Annotated in this window: 16 protein-coding genes, 8 tRNA genes and 1 rRNA gene; all 25 read right to left on the reverse strand. The window is 32.2% G+C overall.

Features of this window, described 5'->3' with window-relative positions; translation table 11 throughout:
- Positions 1 to 107: 107 nt before the first annotated feature.
- Positions 108 to 183 (reverse strand) — tRNA-Ala (locus tag CD113_RS09425).
- An 18-nt stretch (positions 184 to 201) separates the two neighbouring features.
- Positions 202 to 275: transfer RNA gene (locus CD113_RS09430), tRNA-Pro, on the reverse strand.
- Positions 276 to 284: 9 nt separating this feature from the next.
- Positions 285 to 361: transfer RNA gene (locus CD113_RS09435), tRNA-Arg, on the reverse strand.
- An 8-nt stretch (positions 362 to 369) separates the two neighbouring features.
- Positions 370 to 455 (reverse strand) — tRNA-Leu (locus CD113_RS09440).
- A gap of 7 nt (positions 456 to 462) precedes the next feature.
- Positions 463 to 537, reverse strand: a tRNA-Gly gene (locus CD113_RS09445).
- Positions 538 to 568: 31 nt separating this feature from the next.
- Positions 569 to 641 (reverse strand) — tRNA-Lys (locus CD113_RS09450).
- Between the two features lie 7 nt (positions 642 to 648).
- Positions 649 to 724: transfer RNA gene (locus CD113_RS09455), tRNA-Thr, on the reverse strand.
- A 14-nt stretch (positions 725 to 738) separates the two neighbouring features.
- A tRNA-Val gene (locus CD113_RS09460) sits at positions 739 to 814 on the reverse strand.
- An 11-nt stretch (positions 815 to 825) separates the two neighbouring features.
- Positions 826 to 940: ribosomal RNA gene (gene rrf / locus CD113_RS09465) — 5S ribosomal RNA — on the reverse strand.
- Between the two features lie 619 nt (positions 941 to 1,559).
- Positions 1,560 to 3,047, reverse strand: coding sequence for a lysine--tRNA ligase (lysS, locus tag CD113_RS09470; protein ID WP_002462788.1), 1,488 nt, complete (start codon positions 3,045 to 3,047; stop codon positions 1,560 to 1,562).
- Positions 3,048 to 3,651: 604 nt separating this feature from the next.
- Positions 3,652 to 4,131: a 2-amino-4-hydroxy-6-hydroxymethyldihydropteridine diphosphokinase gene (folK, locus tag CD113_RS09475; RefSeq protein WP_002462786.1), complete on the reverse strand. Its 480-nt coding sequence runs from the start codon at positions 4,129 to 4,131 to the stop codon at positions 3,652 to 3,654.
- Positions 4,128 to 4,493 carry a dihydroneopterin aldolase gene (folB, locus tag CD113_RS09480; protein WP_002462784.1) on the reverse strand — a complete coding sequence of 122 codons (366 nt, stop codon included), beginning with the start codon at positions 4,491 to 4,493 and terminating at the stop codon, positions 4,128 to 4,130. The genes folK and folB overlap by 4 nt, the downstream gene beginning before the upstream one ends.
- Positions 4,471 to 5,274, reverse strand: a complete 804-nt coding sequence (folP, locus tag CD113_RS09485) for a dihydropteroate synthase (protein ID WP_002462782.1) — start codon at positions 5,272 to 5,274, stop codon at positions 4,471 to 4,473. The genes folB and folP overlap by 23 nt, the downstream gene beginning before the upstream one ends.
- Positions 5,275 to 5,770: 496 nt before the next feature.
- A complete protein-coding gene (gene cysK / locus CD113_RS09490) occupies positions 5,771 to 6,703 on the reverse strand; it encodes a cysteine synthase A (protein ID WP_002462780.1) in 933 nt (310 codons plus the stop codon).
- A gap of 177 nt (positions 6,704 to 6,880) precedes the next feature.
- Positions 6,881 to 7,762, reverse strand: coding sequence for an Hsp33 family molecular chaperone HslO (gene hslO, locus CD113_RS09495; RefSeq protein WP_002462778.1), 882 nt, complete (start codon positions 7,760 to 7,762; stop codon positions 6,881 to 6,883).
- Between the two features lie 333 nt (positions 7,763 to 8,095).
- Positions 8,096 to 10,201: an ATP-dependent zinc metalloprotease FtsH gene (gene ftsH, locus CD113_RS09500; RefSeq protein ID WP_002462777.1), complete on the reverse strand. Its 2,106-nt coding sequence runs from the start codon at positions 10,199 to 10,201 to the stop codon at positions 8,096 to 8,098.
- A 255-nt stretch (positions 10,202 to 10,456) separates the two neighbouring features.
- Entirely contained in the window at positions 10,457 to 10,996 is a 540-nt protein-coding gene (hpt, locus tag CD113_RS09505; protein ID WP_002462775.1) for a hypoxanthine phosphoribosyltransferase, read from the reverse strand.
- A 4-nt stretch (positions 10,997 to 11,000) separates the two neighbouring features.
- Positions 11,001 to 12,299 carry a tRNA lysidine(34) synthetase TilS gene (tilS, locus tag CD113_RS09510; RefSeq protein ID WP_002462773.1) on the reverse strand — a complete coding sequence of 433 codons (1,299 nt, stop codon included), beginning with the start codon at positions 12,297 to 12,299 and terminating at the stop codon, positions 11,001 to 11,003.
- 217 nt (positions 12,300 to 12,516) lie between these two features.
- Entirely contained in the window at positions 12,517 to 12,921 is a 405-nt protein-coding gene (locus tag CD113_RS09515) for a S1 domain-containing RNA-binding protein (RefSeq protein WP_002462771.1), read from the reverse strand.
- Positions 12,922 to 13,023: 102 nt separating this feature from the next.
- Entirely contained in the window at positions 13,024 to 13,416 is a 393-nt protein-coding gene (gene divIC / locus CD113_RS09520; protein WP_002462769.1) for a cell division protein DivIC, read from the reverse strand.
- Between the two features lie 18 nt (positions 13,417 to 13,434).
- On the reverse strand, positions 13,435 to 13,698 hold the full coding sequence (locus tag CD113_RS09525) for an RNA-binding S4 domain-containing protein (protein ID WP_002462767.1): 264 nt from the start codon (positions 13,696 to 13,698) through the stop codon (positions 13,435 to 13,437).
- A gap of 5 nt (positions 13,699 to 13,703) precedes the next feature.
- On the reverse strand, positions 13,704 to 14,885 hold the full coding sequence (locus CD113_RS09530; protein WP_002462765.1) for a MazG nucleotide pyrophosphohydrolase domain-containing protein: 1,182 nt from the start codon (positions 14,883 to 14,885) through the stop codon (positions 13,704 to 13,706).
- Positions 14,882 to 16,420 carry a polysaccharide biosynthesis protein gene (locus CD113_RS09535; RefSeq protein WP_002462763.1) on the reverse strand — a complete coding sequence of 513 codons (1,539 nt, stop codon included), beginning with the start codon at positions 16,418 to 16,420 and terminating at the stop codon, positions 14,882 to 14,884. Before CD113_RS09535 ends, CD113_RS09530 begins: the two co-directional genes overlap by 4 nt.
- Positions 16,410 to 19,916, reverse strand: coding sequence for a transcription-repair coupling factor (gene mfd, locus CD113_RS09540; protein ID WP_002462761.1), 3,507 nt, complete (start codon positions 19,914 to 19,916; stop codon positions 16,410 to 16,412). Before mfd ends, CD113_RS09535 begins: the two co-directional genes overlap by 11 nt.
- Positions 19,916 to 20,488, reverse strand: a complete 573-nt coding sequence (gene pth / locus CD113_RS09545) for an aminoacyl-tRNA hydrolase (RefSeq protein WP_002462759.1) — start codon at positions 20,486 to 20,488, stop codon at positions 19,916 to 19,918. Before pth ends, mfd begins: the two co-directional genes overlap by 1 nt.
- Positions 20,489 to 20,697: the final 209 nt, after the last annotated feature.

Below are 20,697 nucleotides of genomic sequence, written 5' to 3' on the forward strand. Positions count from 1 at the left end.
GTTTGATTAGCTCATAATACTAAATAATGTTTGTAACTTAATGTTACGTTTTTGGAATTAACGTTGACATATTGTCATTCAGTTTTCAATGTTCATTTTTAAAAATATGGTGGAGACTAGCGGGATCGAACCGCTGACCTCCTGCGTGCAAAGCAGGCGCTCTCCCATCTGAGCTAAGCCCCCATAAATTATTAAAGTAAGTCGGGAAGACAGGATTCGAACCTGCGACCCCTTGGTCCCAAACCAAGTGCTCTACCAAGCTGAGCTACTTCCCGCTATTAAAATGGCGCGCCCGATAGGAGTCGAACCCATAACCTCTTGATCCGTAGTCAAACGCTCTATCCAATTGAGCTACGGGCGCTAAAATAATGCCGAGGACCGGAATCGAACCGGTACGGTGATCTCTCACCGCAGGATTTTAAGTCCTGTGCGTCTGCCAGTTCCGCCACCCCGGCAAAATAATGGAGCAGAAGACGGGATTCGAACCCGCGACCCCAACCTTGGCAAGGTTGTATTCTACCGCTGAACTACTTCTGCATTATTTTGCGAATATATAAATGAATCGTAATGAGCCATAGAGGATTCGAACCTCTGACCCTCTGATTAAAAGTCAGATGCTCTACCAACTGAGCTAATGGCTCAAAAAGATGGTGCCGGCCAGAGGACTTGAACCCCCAACCTACTGATTACAAGTCAGTTGCTCTACCAATTGAGCTAGGCCGGCATATGTAATTAAAATGGTGGAGAATGACGGGTTCGAACCGCCGACCCTCTGCTTGTAAGGCAGATGCTCTCCCAGCTGAGCTAATTCTCCGATTAAATGTTGCCTGGCAATGTCTTACTCTAGCGGAACGTAAGCCCGACTACCATCAGCGCTAAAGAGCTTAACTTCTGTGTTCGGCATGGGAACAGGTGTGACCTCTTTGCCATAATCACCAGACAAATTAACTTACTAATATATGATACATGCTACAGAAATTAGTTTCAATAGTCAATTTTACACTTTGTAAAATCTTTATAACTTATTTTCTGTTTATGTATCTCTGTCTTATTTTGACGACTTTTATATATTACTTTAATTCATTTGAATTGTCAACACTTTTTAAGAAACGAATTAAATTAATACGTAACTGTTTCCTACTTCAAATCACTTTTAGTATTCTATCATAATACTTGAGATAAAACCATAAAATAACGAAAATTTTATAACGTATTTTGCTACTGATTTTGGCATTTTATACTATTACTGAAATTATATATATTTGATTTTAGTTGTTTATTCATTCTACTTAATTAATCTCGTTTTCATACTAATTAAATTAAGTTTCTCTATTTTTTAGCACTGATAAATAAAAAGTGAATAATTTAAAATAAAAGTTATTTTGAAGCCAAAATTTCTGAGTAGGGACAAAACGTAAAAAATTCTATCAACAGATTTTTTATTATTATGTATAGGCTAGAGTGCGAGGTTTAAAAAATAATTATGTATCAGTCCAATTTGTGAGATAACCTAAATTAAGCACCCTCGAAAACTTAACGAGAGTGCTTAATCTTATTATTTATTTTTGTCTCATATATGGGAATAATAATACATCTCTAATAGATGGAGAATCAGTTAATAACATTACAAGACGGTCTATACCAATACCTAACCCGCCTGTTGGAGGCATACCATATTCTAAAGCTTCAATAAAATCCTCATCCATTTCGTGAGCTTCATCATTACCTTGTTCTTTTTCGACAAGTTGTGCTTCAAATCTAGCCCTTTGATCAATTGGATCATTTAATTCAGTAAAGGCATTTGCATGTTCTCTACCTACAATAAATAATTCAAAACGATCAGTAAATCTAGCATCTGCTGGATTCTTTTTAGCTAGGGGTGATATTTCAATTGGATGACCATAGATAAATGTAGGTTGAATTAATGTTTCTTCAACTTTTTGTTCGAAAAATTCATTTAATATATGACCATATTTCATGTTATCTTTAATCTCTATACCATGTTCTTTAGCTAAAGCTTTAGCTTCCTCATCACTATTTACTTCATAAAAATCTACACCAGTAGCTTCTTTAACAGCATCAACCATATGCAATCTTCTCCATGATGATTCTAAATCGATTGTTTCGCCATTATATTGCACTTTGGCAGAACCAAATACATTTTGAGCTATATGTCTTACCATAGATTCAGTTAAATCCATAATATCATGATAATCTGCATAAGCTTCGTATAATTCAATCATTGTAAACTCTGGATTATGTCTAGTTGATACACCTTCATTACGGAATACACGTCCAATTTCATATACCTTTTCAAGTCCACCTACAATTAAGCGTTTCAAATGTAGCTCAATAGCAATACGCATATATAGTGTTGCATCTAGCGCATTATGATGTGTAACGAAAGGTCTTGCAGCTGCTCCACCTGGAATTTGATGCATCATTGGTGTTTCTACTTCTAAGAAACCTTGTTTATTAAGATAATTTCTCATTTCTTGAATAATTTTACTACGATTTATAAATGTGCGAGTACTATCTTCGTTAGTTATTAAATCCAAATAACGTTGGCGATAACGTTGTTCTATATCTTGAAGTCCATGGAATTTATCTGGTAATGGACGTAAAGATTTTGTTAAAAGGATGAACTCTTTAGCTTTTACAGATAATTCTCCAGTATTAGTTTTAAACATAACACCTTTTACGGCAACAATATCTCCCAAATCAGCATTTTTCCACAACTCAAATTGGTCATCTCCAACTTGGTCTTTACGTACATAAATTTGAATTTGGCCTGCTAAATCTTGTATGTGAGCAAACCCTGCTTTACCTTTGCCTCGTTTTGTCATTAGACGTCCAGCAATAGCAACATGACTTTCTTCTTCTTTTTCTGCAAGTTCTTCTTTTGAAAATTGATCCCAATTCTCTTTTAATTCACTTGATAAACCTGTACGATCAAATTTAGATCCAAATGGGTCTATTCCTAAATCATATAATTCTTGTAATTTTTGTCGACGGACCTGCATTTGGTCATTCATTTCTTCTGACATACTATTCTCTCCTTTATTCTTGGCATTCTTAAAAGTATTCATATATTACACTTAAAAGTCATGTTAAATAATAATAAATTCATAATTACTTTATACTAAATTTAAGATTTAACTTACTTCAAAAAATAATAATGTATTTTCTTAGTTCAATTTCACTATTTTTCACATATTAATTCTACAAGACGACGCACATCTAATAAAGCATTTTCTACTTTTTTCTTTACGTTAGAAGAAAGTCTTTATTACTTAATTAAACTACATATATAAACTTTAAGAATAGATACTTAATCATTGTAAGCAACAATATAACTTAAAAGTGCATAATCCGCTTCAAATATAATAAAATAACATTCCTTAATAGCAAACAATGTTATATTTAAAATTATACTTTGACTATAACTAAATATATTTTCAAGACTCTAAAATAAAAAGTTAGCTCTCATTTAATAAACAATAATTAAACTTATTGTATCACTAACTAATACAATATTGTCTTATTTAGACCAACAGTATACTATATATCACAAAATGTAAATTCTATAATATATTGCAAAAATAACAATAATGATATTACCTCAATTAGTGATATTGATATATTTATCACTTAATTTTCATATCTAACCACTGAGTTGTCAATTGGTACAAGCGCACTAATCATTTTTTGAGAACGCGGTTCTACTATATTAGGAGCTATATCATTTAAAGGTATTAAAACAAATGCTCTTTCGTTCATTCTCGGATGAGGAACTATCAAATTATCTTTCTCAATGATACTGTCTCCATATAATAATATATCCACATCAAGTGTTCTTGGTCCCCAACGTTCATTTCTAACTCGATGCAATTGTTTCTCAGTGTCTAAGCAATGTTCTAATAAGTCTTCTACTGATAAAGTTGTTACTATCTCAAGACATAAATTTAAAAAGTTAGGCTGGTCTATATATCCTACTGGTGCAGTTTCATAAATAGGAGAACATTTTATAACATCAATCCCTGAAAAATGATTCAAAATATCAATCGCTTGTTGTAATTGACTTTCTCTATCTCCAACATTACTACCTAATCCCAAATATGCAGTTATCATTTATTTTCCCTCACTATTTCTATACCAACACCTTGATAGTGTCCTGGAATCGGTGGGTTTTCTTTAGTGATTCTAATTTTTGTTGTTAATACACGATTATAGTGTGAATTTATACGTTTAGCAATACGTTCAGCTAGATGCTCTAATAAGTTGACCGGTTGGCCTTCCATTATATTTTTAATTACTTCAAAGACTTCTCCATAATTCACTGTATCTTCTACTTTATCTGACATACCTGCAGCCGACAAATCTATTAACATTTCAACATCAACTACAAATATTTGCCCAATATCGTTTTCTGCTGATAACACACCATGATAGCCATAAAACCTCAAGCCATTAAGAAATATTTTGTCTTGCATCATCATTCTCCTTTAAAAAATCAATTCCTTGTGCAATTTTAGCATTTAATGCTACATGATGAACCCGTACAGCTTTGACACCTTTCATAATGCCATAAGCAGTCGTCGCTGCGGTAGCTTCATCTCTCTCGAGTGGTGTCGTCTCGTAACCAATCATTTCTTTTATAAACCTCTTACGACTAGTTGCTAATAAAACAGGGTAACCAGTCGCTACTAATTCATCTAAACGTGACATAACTTCGTTCTCTTCTAATCGCGTTTTCGCAAAACCTATACCCGGATCAAGCCATATATTGTTAGCATCAATCCCTGCTATTTTCGCTTGATGCGCCTGTGCTAAAAGAGACGTTAGCATTTCTTCCATTACTGGAGAATCACGTTCACCATCACCATTATGCATTAATACAATTTCAGCATTATATTTTGCAACCGTAGCAAACATCCGTTTATCATATAACCCAGCCCATTGATCATTGATCATATCTACGCCTAACTTCAAACATGCTTCAGCTACTTCACTTCTATATGTATCTACTGAAATTTTCACGTCATAGGTAGTTATCGCTTCTACAATTGGAAGTACTCTATTTAATTCTTCTTCAACTGATACTTCTTCATACCCTGGTCTTGTAGATACTCCACCAACATCTATAATATCCACACCTTCTGCAATCATTTCTTCAACACGTTTTACAGCTGCTTCTAGAGCAACATATTGACCGCCATCAGAAAATGAATCCGGAGTGACATTTAAAATTCCCATAATTTGTGTCTTAACCATGTTATCCATCCTTCTAAAATAAATAATAAAAGCATATACTTTCAATATTAAATACTAATTATCAATAAAGTCTAAGTTAAATTCACTACTATATATTATCATTCTATCAACTTACATTTCACTACTATATTCTAAAAATCTCTTGTATTCTCTTTATTATTGTGTAATTAAATTTCAACTTATTAACATGTTAAGCCAACTAATGACTTGTAACGATTATAAAAAATTAAACATCATTAACGATACAAACAATAGGAGGAGGGGACAAAAATAAATATTCTATAAAATTTATGCCGTAATCCCACTCTAGCGAGACTGACTAGGTTTTTAAAATGCTGATTTATCAACATTTTGAAAACTAGACAGTTACTGCCCAATGCATCATTTTAAGTTTAAAATAATTTTTATCTCAGACTTACTCATAAGATACAAAAATAAAGACCGAAACATCTTAATATGTTTCAGCCTTATTATTACACTCTATATAGTAGTTATATTAGTCATCAAATGAATATAAAGGTGTAGATAAGTAACGTTCACCATTACTTGGTAATACCGTTACGACCGTCTTACCTTTACCTAATTCTTTTGCTTTTTCAATTGCAGCATAAATTGCAGCACCTGATGAAATACCTGCTAAAATACCTTCTTCTTTAGCAACACGTCGTGCCATTTCCATAGCTGTTTCATTACCAACTTTAATAATACTATCATACACTTCTGTATTCAAAGTACCCGGAATAAATCCAGCTCCTAAACCTTGTAATTTGTGTGGTCCAGGATTTCCTCCACTTAATACTGGAGAATCCTCTGGTTCTATAGCCACTACTTCAATATTCGGATATTCTTTTTTCAATACTTTACCAACACCTGATAACGTCCCACCAGTACCAACACCAGCTAAGAATGCATCAATACTTCTACCTTCGAATTGATCTACTAATTCTGGACCAGTAGTTAACTCATGAACTTCTGGGTTGGCTGGATTTTCAAATTGTTGTGGCTCAAAGTAGCCATGTTCTTCTTTAAGTTCTTTAGCTTTTTTAATAGCACCTTTCATCGCTTCTGTTCCAGGAGTTAATACTAATTCAGCTCCATATGCTTTTAGTAAGTTACGACGTTCTTGGCTCATTGTTTCTGGCATTGTAAATACTGCTTTATAACCTTTAGCAGCACAAACAAATGCTAAACCTATACCAGTATTACCACTTGTTGGTTCTACAATTGTGTCTCCAGGTTTAATTTTCCCTTCACGCTCAGCTTTTTCAATCATAGCTAAAGCAATTCTATCTTTTACAGAACCACCTGGATTTTGATACTCTAATTTAACATAAACGTCAGCTGCATTGTCATCTACTACATTTCTTAATTTGACTACCGGTGTATTACCGATAATTTGAGTAATATTGTCTACTGGTTTTTGCGCCATTATAAACACTCCTTTTATTCTATAATCAAAATCTTAGTTTCTTTATCGGATATAATTTATATTTTATCAAACTCTATTAAAAAATGAAACTAAAAGTATCATAATATCTTTGCTACGCTTGTCCATTTCACAAAACAGCTAAAATTAAACATTTAACGCTAATACTTTATGCAATATCTAGGCTAATGTTTGTAATAATTCATTCAATTCTTCTTCTGAATATTGATATTTATTGCCACAGAAATGACATACTGCTTCTGCACCATGATCTTCATCAATCATGCTTTGAATTTCTGCTTCTCCTAAACCTTTAATTGCATTCAAAAATTTCTCATGGCTACAATTACATTCAAATTGAACAGGCATTTTTTCCAAAATTTGAACGTTATCTTCACCTAAAATTTCATTTAAAATGCCTTCTGGTGTTAAACCTTGATCGATTAATTTAGAAACTGGCGTCATATTATTAATCGCTGTTTCTAATTTAGTGACTGTTTCTTCTTTAGCCCCTGGCATCACTTGAATAATAAAACCACCTGCAGCTTTAATCGTGTTGTCTGGATTAACTAAAACACCTAAACCAACAGATGATGGCGTTTGTTCACTAGTTGCATAATAGTAAGTAAAATCTTCTCCTAATTCTCCAGAAACAATCGGACTAGCTCCTGAAAAATAATCTTTCATTCCTACATCTTTAACAACCATTATTGATCCATCTGTACCAACAGCACGTCTAACATCTAATTTTCCTTGTTCGTTTAATGGGAAATGTGTTTGAGGATGATCAACATATGCTCTAACTTCACCTTTGGCATTGGCATCTGCAATAATTTTGCCTATTGGTCCATGCCCATCTACCGTTACTGTCAATTTCTGGTCACCTTTTAACATCGCACCCATCATGGCAGTCGCTGTCATTGTTCTTCCCATTGCTGCAGAGGCAGTGGGCCATGTGTAATGTCTAGTTTGTGCTTCTTGTACTGTTTCAGTTGTTAATACACCATACGCTCTAACTTCTCCATTAAAAGCTAATGCTTTTACAATATAATCATGTGTCATAATTTAATCTCCTCTTTATATCTACTCTGTTAATTTTGTTAAAAATGAGTTGTTTTTTCAATTGTATTTATTCTACACCGATATTTATAAATTATGAAGCAACTTGTTTATATACGTAATAATGAGTCAATTCAATACCATTGTATATTATTTTTTATTTTAGTCATTGCAACTTATATTCAATCAGTCGTAAAAAATGGCTCATTGTCGAATTCGGTTGATAAGATAACTTACAAATTATCTTACTAACCGAATTTATTATAGAGCCGAAAAATAGAGAACCAAAAAGCTCTCCATAGCCATTTATGACTACGAAGAGCTTGAATATATTTCTTATTTATTATCTGGATTATTTGGATCGTAAGGTTTTTCAATATTTGGTGCTTGCTCATGTGCTGTATCTTCTGAAGGATGTTCTTTGTCTGCTTGTTTTTGTTCTTGCTGTCTATCCTTCTCTATATCTTTTTCTTCCTTGCGATCTTCTTCTTCTTCAAGATGTCCCTCTTTGAGTTGTTCTTTACGAATATCATCATATGATTTACCGTATTTACCATCATTAAACTCTGAGTCTTCATCTTTAACAACTTTAGCTGCATCATAATCAACTTCTGGTAGTTTACCTTCATGGAATAAAGATTGAATTTGTTCAGCAACTAATGTTTCTTCAGTTAATAATGTTTCTGCAATTAAAATGAGTTGTTCTTTATGTTCTAATAAAATTTGCTTACAACGTTCATATTGTTCTTTAACAATACGTTGAACTTCTTTATCAATTTCATAAGCAATTTGACCAGAATAATTTGGCTCGCCTTGCATGTCTTTACCTAAGAATACTTGGCTATTACTATGTCCAAATTGAAGAGGTCCAAGTTTTTTACTCATACCATATTCTGTAACCATTGAGCGCGCAATTTGTGTTGCACGTTCGAAGTCATTCGAAGCACCTGTCGATACTTCATTAAAGTTAATATCTTCAGACACTCGACCACCAAGCAAACCACAAATTTTATCAAGTAATTCTTGTTCAGTCATTAAGAAACGATCTTGTTTAGGTAACATCATAGCATAACCGCCTGCTTGTCCACGTGGTACGATAGTAACTTTATGGACAACTTCTGCTTCATCCAATACCATACCAATAATCGTATGACCCGCTTCATGGTGTGCAACAATATTACGTTCTTTCTTAGAAATGACACGAGATTTTTTAGCTGGACCTGCAATAACTCTATCAGTTGCTTCTTCAATATCTCTCATATCAATTTTCTTCTTACCTTCACGCACTGCAATTAATGATGCTTCGTTTAATAAGTTTTCTAAATCTGCCCCTGAAAAACCAGGTGTACGTTGAGAGATAGCTTTTAAATCTACCGTTTCATCAAGTGGTTTATTTCTAGCATGTACATGTAAGATTGCTTCACGTCCTTTAACATCTGGGCGACCAACTTGAATTTGTCTATCAAAACGACCAGGACGTAATAATGCTGGATCTAAAATATCAGGACGGTTAGTTGCAGCAATCATAATGATACCTTCGTTTTCACCGAAACCATCCATTTCAACTAGTAATTGGTTTAAAGTTTGTTCACGCTCATCGTGACCGCCACCAACACCAGCACCACGTTGACGACCTACAGCATCAATTTCATCTATAAATATGATACATGGTGCATTTTTCTTAGCATTTTCAAATAAATCACGAACACGGCTCGCACCAACACCTACAAACATCTCAACAAAGTCTGAACCACTAATTGAGAAGAATGGTGCACCTGCTTCACCAGCTACTGCACGTGCTAATAATGTTTTACCTGTACCTGGAGGTCCTACTAATAGAACACCTTTAGGAATACGTGATCCCATTTCTTTAAATTTCTTATTATCTTTTAAGAAGTCTACGATTTCTATCAATTCTTGTTTTTCTTCATCTGCACCAGCAACATCAGAAAAACGAACTCGACGTTTGTTATTATCGTACATTTTAGCTTTGGATTTACCAAAGTTCATCATACGACCGCCACTACCGCCACCTTGGGCTTGGCTAAGGAAGAAAATAAATAATAATGCAATGATTACTACTGGTATCAATGTAGTCAGTATATTAACAAAGACACTTTGTTTTTCTTCTTCTTTAACTGTAAGTTTTAAGCCATCTTGTTTCTTGGCTGTATCAGTAATTTTTTGCAATTCTTTCTCGTTATTATAAAGAATTGTTGATGAATATTCTTCATCACCTTTTGTTTTACCACTTACCATATATACATTTTGCTCTGGTTGGATTTCTAAAGTTTTCAAGTCACCTTTATCCAACTTCTCAGTAAATTGATTATATGTAAGCTGTTTCGGCATATTTCCATTACCGTTCAAATATGAAAATAGACCAAAAATAATTACGCCTATTATTACGATAACTAGCACATTGCGAAAAGCTTTCTGCATGCGTCATTTCCTCCTACTTCCCATAATAAAACTAACAAGAATTGTAACACATTACATATTTTATTAGCTAGTAATTGACTTTAAATCCGTTACTTCTATTTCTATATAGTATATGTACAATCTGTATGTGTTTAAGAGATATTTTAGTATTTAACTTGTTTAAAATTTATTATATATGAAATACATTTTTCATATTACGAGTCTACACTATTCTTAGCAAAAGTCATAGTAATATTACTTCACCTTGATGTAGAATTATTTAGTGTATACTTCAGGTTTCATAGTTCCAATATAAGGTAAGTTTCGATATAACTCTTTATAATCTAAACCATAGCCCACAACAAATTCATCGGGAATCTTTTTACCAACATATTTCGCTTCAATATCTGCTTTACGACGGTTTGGTTTATCTAATAATGTTACGATTTCTAAAGAATTAACCTTTCTAGATTGTAATAGTTCAGTTATTGATTTAAGTGTAGTGCCTGTTTCCAATATATCTTCAATAATCAATACATCTTTATTTTCAATTGATGATCCTAAATCTTTAATGATTTGAACTTCACCAGTTGATTCAGTTCCACCATGATAGCTAGATACGTCCATAAAATCGATTGATAAATGTGTATCAATTCTTTTAATCAAATCTGACATAAACATTGCTGAACCTTTTAGGATACCAACGCATACTAATGGCTTATCTTGGTAATCTTTTGTTAGTTGCTCACCTAATGATTTACAAATACTTTGAATTTCTTCTTCCGTTAATAAAACTTCTTTTAAATCCTTATGCATAGTACTATTCATCTCCATCTTTTTCACTAATTGAAATCCATTGTGTTAAATCGTTCATAATATATAAATCACCTACTGCAATAATAGTACCGTCACTACTTATTAAAATAGGAAGTTGATCACGCACAGTTTGATTGACCTTCATATCAATTAACAATCTACTCACTTTTTTGTGATTATACTGTCCATTAAGTTGAAATTTATCTCCATTTTGTCTTGTTCTGACAACAATAGGGTACAAATATTGTGGTAAACCAACATTAATTTCTACAACATAATTATTAAAATGATATAAACCTGGCTGTTGAATTAATAGCTCCTTATCATAATGAGGGTATTTATTTTTTGCCATTATTATTAATTTACCATATGAAATTTGAATAATCCATTTTTCTGTAATATTAATATTGAATTGTGCTTGGCTACTTTCAAATTGATTAAACCAATCTTCATAAGTCTTTTCACTGATACTAGCTTCTAAATTTATGTCCGACAATAATTGATCAAAAATAGCTACTTTAATATAGAATTCTAAACTATTAAATGCCACTCTTGGTATTTCAATCATACTTTGATGATGATCCATATGAACATTGTCTTCGATATAACGAATAGCGTCTTGCTGCAATCTTTCAAACTGCATATCATGCCATATTTTTAATTTTAACAACTGTTCAGTTTGTAATTGAGAATTTTGATTAATCGCTGGAATAATTCGATTACGAATATCATTTCTTATGTATTTATTATTGCCATTCGATTGATCTTCAAAAAATGTTACACCATATTGTTTCTGGTAATGTTGTATCATTTTCTTAGTACTGTTTAATAATGGCCGAACGATTTTGTAATGCTCCCTACTGGTTATTTCTGGTATACCTAATCTATTACGCGTACTTTTGCCACTATAAAGACGATACATTATTGTCTCCAATTGGTCATCTTGATGATGGGCAGTTAATAAAATGTCAGCATTCAGGTACTTCATCATTTGATCAAACCATTCATAGCGTTGTTGTCTTGCCTCATTTTGTATACTTTTATTTTCTTCAGTTAGGTAAGTTAAATTCAAATGTTTAATAAAACAATCTATATTATGACCTTCACAATATTTTTTTAAGAATTGTTCTTCCTCACTAGATTGTTCTCTTAACCCATGATTAACATGAAGACAAGTTATTTTATGATAACTATGTTGATAGTGATGTAGTAAATCATGTAATAAGCACATACTATCTATCCCTGTAGATACAGCAATGACTATATGATGGTTAGGTTGCCAATATTGTGTATTGATTTTCATGTCATCACCTCCAAATCTTCTATCAAAATTTAATTGTTTTTCAGGCTAAAACTTTATAAAGCGGCTCACCTAAAATACAAGTCATCATAAATTTATAACAAATAAAATAGACTGCTCCTTATATAAGAAACAGTCTAAGTTTATTTAATGACAACTACTTATATAGCAGTACTTACTTAAAATCATTTCTTAATGAAACAGTCTTCATTTATTTATATTATCGTTTAGAACCTTTACCGCCACGTCTTGAATCTGTTTGACGTTTGATAGAAGTTAATTTATCTTCACTATCTTTTAAGAAATTACTTAATTTCTTTTCAAAATCTTCAGCCTTTGGTACTGGTTTTTGATGATTTGGTTTATTATTATGTTGTGGTCTACGAGGACGGTCTTTAGCTTTTTTAATTGATAAACTAATTTTACCGTCATCTGCTATAGATAATACTTTAACCTCAACTTCATCGCCAATTTTCAAGTGGTCTTCAACGTTTTCAACGTAATTATCAGCAACTTCACTAATATGAACTAAACCACTTTTCCCTTCAGGTAATTCTATAAATGCACCAAATTTTTTGATACCAGTAACTTTACCTTTAAGCTTATTTCCAACTTCGATTGACATATGCTAAATAAATCCTCCCGATTTGATTCGATTTTTTCTTATTATATCCTTGTTTTAAGTTTTTCACAATGACTATACACTTTTATTTTCACACATTTTTATTTAATTGTTTGAAGAATTTGAATTACTTGATTGTTTATCACCTGGTAATTTAAAAATAACTTCTCCTTTATTACTCAAATAGTAATCATCGCGTGCAATTTTTTCAATATAATCTTTATCATTCAAATTGTTTAATTGTTCTTTGAGCGCAATTTCTTCATTTTGTTGCTTTTGGAATTGTTCTTCTTTATGTTTACGTTCTTGTGCATCTGTGTCATTGCGATGTTTTTGGGCGACAAGCATAATTGATAACACAATAATAATTGCCAACATGATTCCAGCAAATAATGCGATTCTTTTCTTCACCACTCGCATTTTCATTTGATGTCTTTGCTTTTTCTTATTTTTTTCAGATGTATATTGATTACCAATATTCTCAATATTATTTGACATTACTTGTCACCTCCAACGCTAATCTTCATTGATTTTTTGCTCTTCAATCAACTCAAACATGCCTTTAGCATTCTCTTTAGATGCGTGCTCGTTAAGTGCTGTTACCTTGACAGTAACTAATTTTTGACCAAAGCGTATCACGAGTTGATCTCCAACTTTAATATCTGTCCCTGCTTTAGCAACATTTCCATTAACAGTAATACGGCCTTGATCACTCATTTCTTTAGCCAATGTTCTTCTTTTTATTAAACGTGATACTTTTAAATACTTATCTAATCTCATCTATTTTATTCCCCTTGCTGTAAAAATTTTTTCAAGGATTCTTCATTAAAACGATTGTTCTTTGTTGCATCATATAATGTTAAAAAATGATCTGCAAAAACTTTTTCAAATTTTAATCTTGGTACTTTACCTTCATTTGCTTTAGCCTTCGACCAAATCACTTTTAAATCTTCAACTGTTTCAGCTGATTCATTACTAAAAATATGTGGATGTCTACGTATCATTTTATCATTTAAACTATAAATAACTTCTTTAATATCCATATATCCTTCTTTTTTGCCAATACTGGTATGCAATAACACTTGTAGTAAAATATCTCCTAACTCTTCAATCATATGCCAATCATCATTATTGTCAATAGCTTCAAACAATTCAAATGTTTCCTCAAGTAAATAACGTTTTAAACTTTCGTGTGTTTGTATTTTATCCCAAGGGCATCCATCATTATCGTCAACAAGCGTATCAATGACTTCAACCGCAAAATCGAAATCATTATAAAAGTCTTCCCTTTGTGACATCATAGGTATAAAGACACTGGTTAAATTATTAAAAGTACTGTCATAATGATCAAGTTCATACAATGGACAGTTGATAACTTCTGCACCATTACTACGTGCTCCTGTTACTATTTGTACGGGATATTCATCTGGATAGCGTTCCATTAAAGTAATTTTCAAGTCAGCTGCCATCATGCCACTATATACTTGTGTGATCAACGTATGCGTTCTAATATTCAATTGTGTTTCTTTCAATGATGTGGCATCAAGTAATGTAAAGCCATCATTGGGATCTACATTAACCGCTTCAAAGACATCATCAATAAAACTCTTTCCACCTAGTATTGAAACATTAATTTGTTTATCTTTGCTAGCCATTTTTTGCAACATGACAGTTGTAGTCTCTGCTACTCTTGGATGACCAGGAACAGCATAAACAATATCATTTGATTTAGCAGCATCAGCAAGACGTCGCACAATATCTTTGTAAACATCTTCAAACTGATCATGCGCTTCATAAACATCATCAAAGCTTTCAAACTTCATATCATCTTTTAGACTTTGAATAACTGGATGATCTAACGTTCTTGCATATACGACATCTTGTTTAATTAAAAAGCGATAAATTCCTAACGGCAAGTCCTCTAAATCGTAATTTCCTAAACCAACAATAGTAATTGTGTGTGTCATTTACGTCTCCCTTTCATCCTACGATACAACTTTTCTCCATATGGCAGATAAATTAATTCTTTATAAGTTAATACATTAAATTTCATAATAAAAATGATTAACACAATAATGCCAATTATAGCAACAATTAAAAGTTCAATTAGCCCTGTCCATCTTTGATGCGTTGTGATTATAAATAATAATAATTGTACTACACCAGACATCACTAACATACTCAACATAACTTTACTTAAGAAACGTTTCATTGCATACGTATTATATAATGATTTCACTGCGACATGTAAAATTGTACCAAATACGATTAATGACATCACTGTACTTAAACTTGCACCTAATATGCCAAATAGTTTAATTAACAGTATATTAAAGATTATTTTTAAAATTATACCAGCACAAATACCTATCATTATTGGTTTTATAGCATGTTTCGCTTGTAATAGTGCCATATCTATCATAATTAAAGATACACAAATCACGGTAATCATATAGATACTTAATGTTAGTGTTAATTGGTCTGTTTTAAAAAACACGCTATTCATCAAGGGCAATAAATTGATTAATCCTATACCTGCAGCTGTACTAATAAGTATAGTAATTTTTAAAGATGCGTTCGCATATCTATTCATTTGTAGACGATTATTATCTCTAATAGCATCACTTAATAATGGAATTAATGCAAAACTGAATGTTGTCGTGACAATCAATCCCATTTGAATAAATGATGCACCTCGATCATATATACCTTTATCACTAATTGCTTGCTTAAACGGTGTACCAATACTTTTGAGCATTTGGATAATTGTAAAACTATCAATGACTTGCCATAAAATAACTATTAATTGACTCACTGCAAATATAAATATAGAAACAATTAGTCGTTTCCATGAGATATTAGTGTTATCTACTTTAATTTTAAAACGGAAAGGCCTTTGACAAATTAAAAATATTGATGAAGCCAAAAACCCTAATGATGATGCTAAGATTGCCATAGTACCTGCTTGATAGATGGTCCATCCTAACGAGCTAAAAAGTAAAATGGTGATAATAATGATACCAACTCTTACTACTTGCTCTATTATTTGTGACATCGCAGGTATATTCATATTATTAGCTGCTTGATAATAACCTCTTAATACGCCTAAAATACCTATAAATAAAAAGCTCATACTTGCCGTTTGAATCATAGGTGTTAAATGTGTGTCACCCATTGCATACGCCAATATCTTGGCACATATAAAAATTATTGCAAATAATGCTATACCAACAATTTGAATGACTTTAAGTACTTGTGAATAATTTTGAGTTTGGTACTTATCCTCATTTCGACCTAAATTCTGTGTCACAGCACTAGGGATGGCATTCATTGACAATATCATTCCTAAAGCGACTATAGGGTAAATTTGCTGGTAGGCATATAAGCCAGAGTCTCCTAGAATATTTTGATATGGAATCCTATAAATCGCACTTAAAATTTTGATGATAATTAAAGCTAAAGTCAAAATAACAACGCCATTAAATGCAGCTTTATTCTTCATCCTTAATTCTCATACTTTCAGCTATAGATTTAACAAGGAACTTCAAATTGTCTAGCCATTGTTGTTTCTTAGTCAATGTCACTTTCATTGCATTATCTTGAACCCCCACTTTCATCGTTCTTCCAAGTGGTTGCGTAGCTTTAAATAACGCTTCACCATCTAATTCTTCAGTACCTTTAACAGATAATGAAATTTCGATTGTTTTGCCTTTATCTTTTATTAAAGTGATTCCTGCATGAAGTGCATGAATTTTAATTTCAACAATATCTAGCAGGCGTTCTACTTCTATTGGATAATCATTAAAGCGATCTATTAATTCATCTTTGATATCTAGTAATTGTTCTTCTGTTTCTATTTGACGTAATTTTTTATAAATTTCAATTTTAGCTTGTTCATTTGTAATATATTCAGTAGGTAAATACGCATCTAAATTCAAATCAACTTCAACTTCTGGTGCATCTGGTTGAGTTTCTTTAATGCCACGTTTTTCATTTACTGCTTCTTCTAACATTTGACTATATAAGTCAAAACCAACTGTATCGATAAAGCCATGTTGTTGTTTACCTAACAGATTACCAGCGCCACGAATATTTAAATCTCTCATAGCAATTTTAAAACCGGAACCGAGTTCAGTAAATTCTTTGATAGCTTGCAAACGATCTTCAGCAGTTTCAGTAAGAACTTTATTTGCTGGATGTAAGAAATAGGCATATCCTATACGACTTGAGCGACCTACACGTCCTCTTAATTGATATAACTGACTTAACCCAAAACGATCAGCATCTTCAATAATTAAAGTATTGGCATTTGGAACATCAACGCCTGTCTCAATAATCGTTGTCGTCACTAAAATATCATATTCGTGATTGATAAAACTTAGCATCGTTTCTTCTAAGTCTCGCTCAGTCATTTGACCATGTGCAACTGCAATATTGGCATCTGGCATGAGCATTTGTAATTGTTCGCGTTTCTCATATATTGATTGCACTTTATTATATAAGTAAAATACTTGTCCATCTCGTGATAATTCACGTTCTAAAGCTTCTTTAATAAAATTCGTATTTTGTTCAAGTACATAAGTTTGTACTGGGAATCTATTTTCTGGTGGTGTTTCTATAACTGATAAATCTCTAACTCCTAACATACTCATATGTAGTGTTCGTGGTATCGGCGTTGCTGTTAGTGTTAAGACATCAACATTGTTTTTCATTGTTTTGATTCTTTCTTTATGTCTAACTCCAAAACGCTGTTCTTCATCGACGATCAATAACCCTAAATCTTTATACTCAATATCTTTACTTAATAATTTATGTGTACCAACTACAATATCCACAAATCCAGTCTTAATGCCCTCTTTCGTTTGTTTAATTTCTTTTGCACTTCTAAAGCGGCTCATTAATTGAATTTCAACCGGAAAATCTTGCATACGTTCGATCAATGTTTCATAATGCTGTTGCGCTAAAATCGTTGTAGGTACTAGAAATGCTACTTGTTTTCCTTCCATCACAGCTTTAAATGCTGCTCGAACAGCTACTTCTGTTTTACCATAACCAACATCACCACATAATAAACGGTCCATTGGTCTTGATTTTTGCATATCCATTTTTATTTCATCAATAGATTTAGCTTGGTCTGGAGTTAGTTCGTATGGGAAATCCAACTCAAATGTTGTTTGTTCTGTTGTATCCTCACCAAATTGATATCCTTCAGCCATTTCTCTTTCTTTATATAGTTCAATAAGCTCTTCAGCAATATCTTCAACACTTTGTTGTACTTTGGCTTTTGTTTTTTTCCATTCTGTTCCACCTAATTTATTTAACTTAGGTGTTTTGTCTTCTGATGCGACATACTTTTGAACTTGATCCATTTGATCTACTGGAACAAATAGTTGATCAGTGCCTTTATATTGAAGTTTGATGTAATCTCTATGTGTATCTCCTACTTCTAACGTTTCTACGCCTAGATAGCGACCTACACCATGATGTACGTGAACAATATAATCACCAACATTCAAATCTTGATATGACTTTATCTTTTCAGCATTCGATAATGTTTTGGTTCTTTTTTTCTTTTTCTGTTGCTTCGTTTTAAATAATTCACGTTCTGTAATAACAACTAATTGCATATACGGCAGTTCAAATCCTTCAGACAAACTTCCTTCCATAATAATAGCTTGTCCTGAAGCAGTTGCGTGATGCATATTAGTCACAGTTGGTATGTGCATTTCATTTAACATTGCTTGCATACGCTCAACTTTAGTTTCTGTTTCAACTAAGACTACAATATTATAGTTATTATGAACATATCTTTGAAATTCTGAACGCATAATATCGTATTGACCGTAAAATTGTTGAACAGGTTTACATGAAAATTTAATAATATGTTCTAGCTTAACAGGCATTGTAGCAGTAAATAATGTGAAATAGGTTACTGGATAATGTTCTAATAAACGTTCAAATCCTTCATACTTAATAAAACTTTGTCCAATGAAACCATTACCACTTTCTATTAAATTACTAATGAAATCTTCTGATTCTATTGTTAAACTTTCTTCGGTTTCTTTAATACGATTAAATTCATCAACAGCAATAATCGCGTTATCTTGGAAATAATCAATGATTGTAGATGGCTGGTTATACATAAATGCAACAAGTCGTCGTAAAACCTGATGATCAAAATACGAGCTTTCGAACAATTTAAAACTTTCATATGTTTCTTTTAAATCATTGCGTACAGACTTATCAATTTTAGGTCTTGTAGTTTCATAAGCTTCTTGTAGATTATTCTTCAAAGTATTGATGACATTTTCAGTAATAATATAATCACTAGCTGTAGTAATCTCGACTTGTTCAAGATTATCGTTCGATCTTTGTGTTTCTACATCGAAATCTCTTATAGAATCAACTTCTGTATCAAAAAGTTCAATTCTAACTGGTTGCCCAATTAACGGGAAGATATCAATAATTCCACCACGTAATGAAAATTCACCAATATGCGATACGACACTTTCTCGTCTATATCCCATATTAACTAATTTATTTAAAAATTCATCAACATTGATATCTTCACCAACACGAACAGTCATTTGATGATTCTTCCACATATCAACAGGCGTCAACCACTTTTTAAATCCATTCAATGGAACGATAAATAACCCTTTTTTATTTTGCGCTAACGCCGTTAATGTTCTGACACGTTCGCTCATCAATTGAGGGCTTTGGGTTGAAAATTCTTCTGTCATAATATCTTGTACTGGATATTTATATACTTCATCGCTGTGAACATATTGTAAAATATCAGCTTCTATTTTATCTGCTTGATATAAATTATTAGTTATTAATAATAATTGTCTATCGGAATTCAAATACTTTTCTGCAATAATAGTAGCTTTTGCAGATGGGGATAAACCAGTGACTAAATTGTGTTCTTGACCAAATACCTGACTAAGTTCTTGAAAACGTTTATCTTCTGTTATGAAATGAGTTAATATAGACATTACTTCACTTCACCATTAAATTGATTCATGACATGGTCAAAACGTGAAGTTTCGATAAATGTCTCTACCGCACGACCAGCATGTTCAATGACTTTGTCCATGATAATCATTTCATCATTGGAAAAACGTTGTAATACATAGTCTGGTACTGACATACCATTCGTCGGTCTCCCCACACCGATACGAATACGTTTAAATTGATCTGTACCTAACATTTTAATAATTGACTTCATACCATTATGACCACCAGCACTACCTTGTTGTCTAAGTCTTATTTGCCCTTGGTCTAAATCTAAATCATCATACAAGACAATTAAATCCTCAGTATCTACGTTATAATAATCCATTAGTGGCGCTACCGCTTCACCCGAAAGGTTCATCATTGTTAAAGGTTCTATAAACAAGACTTTGTCACCATTCATTCTTTCAATGGTATATGCACCCTTAAACTTTTGTTTGTCTAACGTAAAATTATTTTTAGTTAATATATGATCAATAACTTCAAAACCAATATTATGTCTTGTAAGTTCAAAACGTTTACCTATATTACCAAGACCTACAATACATTTCATATTGTATTCCCTCCATTTTATATTTTAATTTTAGATTTATCTATTTTCTCATAAAGTTTAAATCAAGTTAATGTTATACGTTTCATATATTTGAAATAGTTACAACGATACGTATAGTTATATGGAAACAGAATAGAAATATTTTTTCAGAAAATACATGTCATAGTCCTATCCAAATATGACTCATTATAATTTAAAATGTTAATTTA

This window comes from Staphylococcus simiae, assembly GCF_002902085.1.
GTDB lineage: Bacteria > Bacillota > Bacilli > Staphylococcales > Staphylococcaceae > Staphylococcus > Staphylococcus simiae.

Coding starts and splice junctions, on each gene's coding strand:
- lysS (WP_002462788.1), bottom strand. CDS start 3,047: ATGTCAGAAGAAATGAATGACCAAATGCAGGTCCGTCGACAAAAATTA.
- folK (WP_002462786.1), bottom strand. CDS start 4,131: ATGATAACTGCATATTTGGGATTAGGTAGTAATGTTGGAGATAGAGAA.
- folB (WP_002462784.1), bottom strand. CDS start 4,493: ATGCAAGACAAAATATTTCTTAATGGCTTGAGGTTTTATGGCTATCAT.
- folP (WP_002462782.1), bottom strand. CDS start 5,274: ATGGTTAAGACACAAATTATGGGAATTTTAAATGTCACTCCGGATTCA.
- cysK (WP_002462780.1), bottom strand. CDS start 6,703: ATGGCGCAAAAACCAGTAGACAATATTACTCAAATTATCGGTAATACA.
- hslO (WP_002462778.1), bottom strand. CDS start 7,762: ATGACACATGATTATATTGTAAAAGCATTAGCTTTTAATGGAGAAGTT.
- ftsH (WP_002462777.1), bottom strand. CDS start 10,201: ATGCAGAAAGCTTTTCGCAATGTGCTAGTTATCGTAATAATAGGCGTA.
- hpt (WP_002462775.1), bottom strand. CDS start 10,996: ATGCATAAGGATTTAAAAGAAGTTTTATTAACGGAAGAAGAAATTCAA.
- tilS (WP_002462773.1), bottom strand. CDS start 12,299: ATGAAAATCAATACACAATATTGGCAACCTAACCATCATATAGTCATT.
- CD113_RS09515 (WP_002462771.1), bottom strand. CDS start 12,921: ATGTCAATCGAAGTTGGAAATAAGCTTAAAGGTAAAGTTACTGGTATC.
- divIC (WP_002462769.1), bottom strand. CDS start 13,416: ATGTCAAATAATATTGAGAATATTGGTAATCAATATACATCTGAAAAA.
- CD113_RS09525 (WP_002462767.1), bottom strand. CDS start 13,698: ATGAGATTAGATAAGTATTTAAAAGTATCACGTTTAATAAAAAGAAGA.
- CD113_RS09530 (WP_002462765.1), bottom strand. CDS start 14,885: ATGACACACACAATTACTATTGTTGGTTTAGGAAATTACGATTTAGAG.
- CD113_RS09535 (WP_002462763.1), bottom strand. CDS start 16,420: ATGAAGAATAAAGCTGCATTTAATGGCGTTGTTATTTTGACTTTAGCT.
- mfd (WP_002462761.1), bottom strand. CDS start 19,916: ATGTCTATATTAACTCATTTCATAACAGAAGATAAACGTTTTCAAGAA.
- pth (WP_002462759.1), bottom strand. CDS start 20,488: ATGAAATGTATTGTAGGTCTTGGTAATATAGGTAAACGTTTTGAACTT.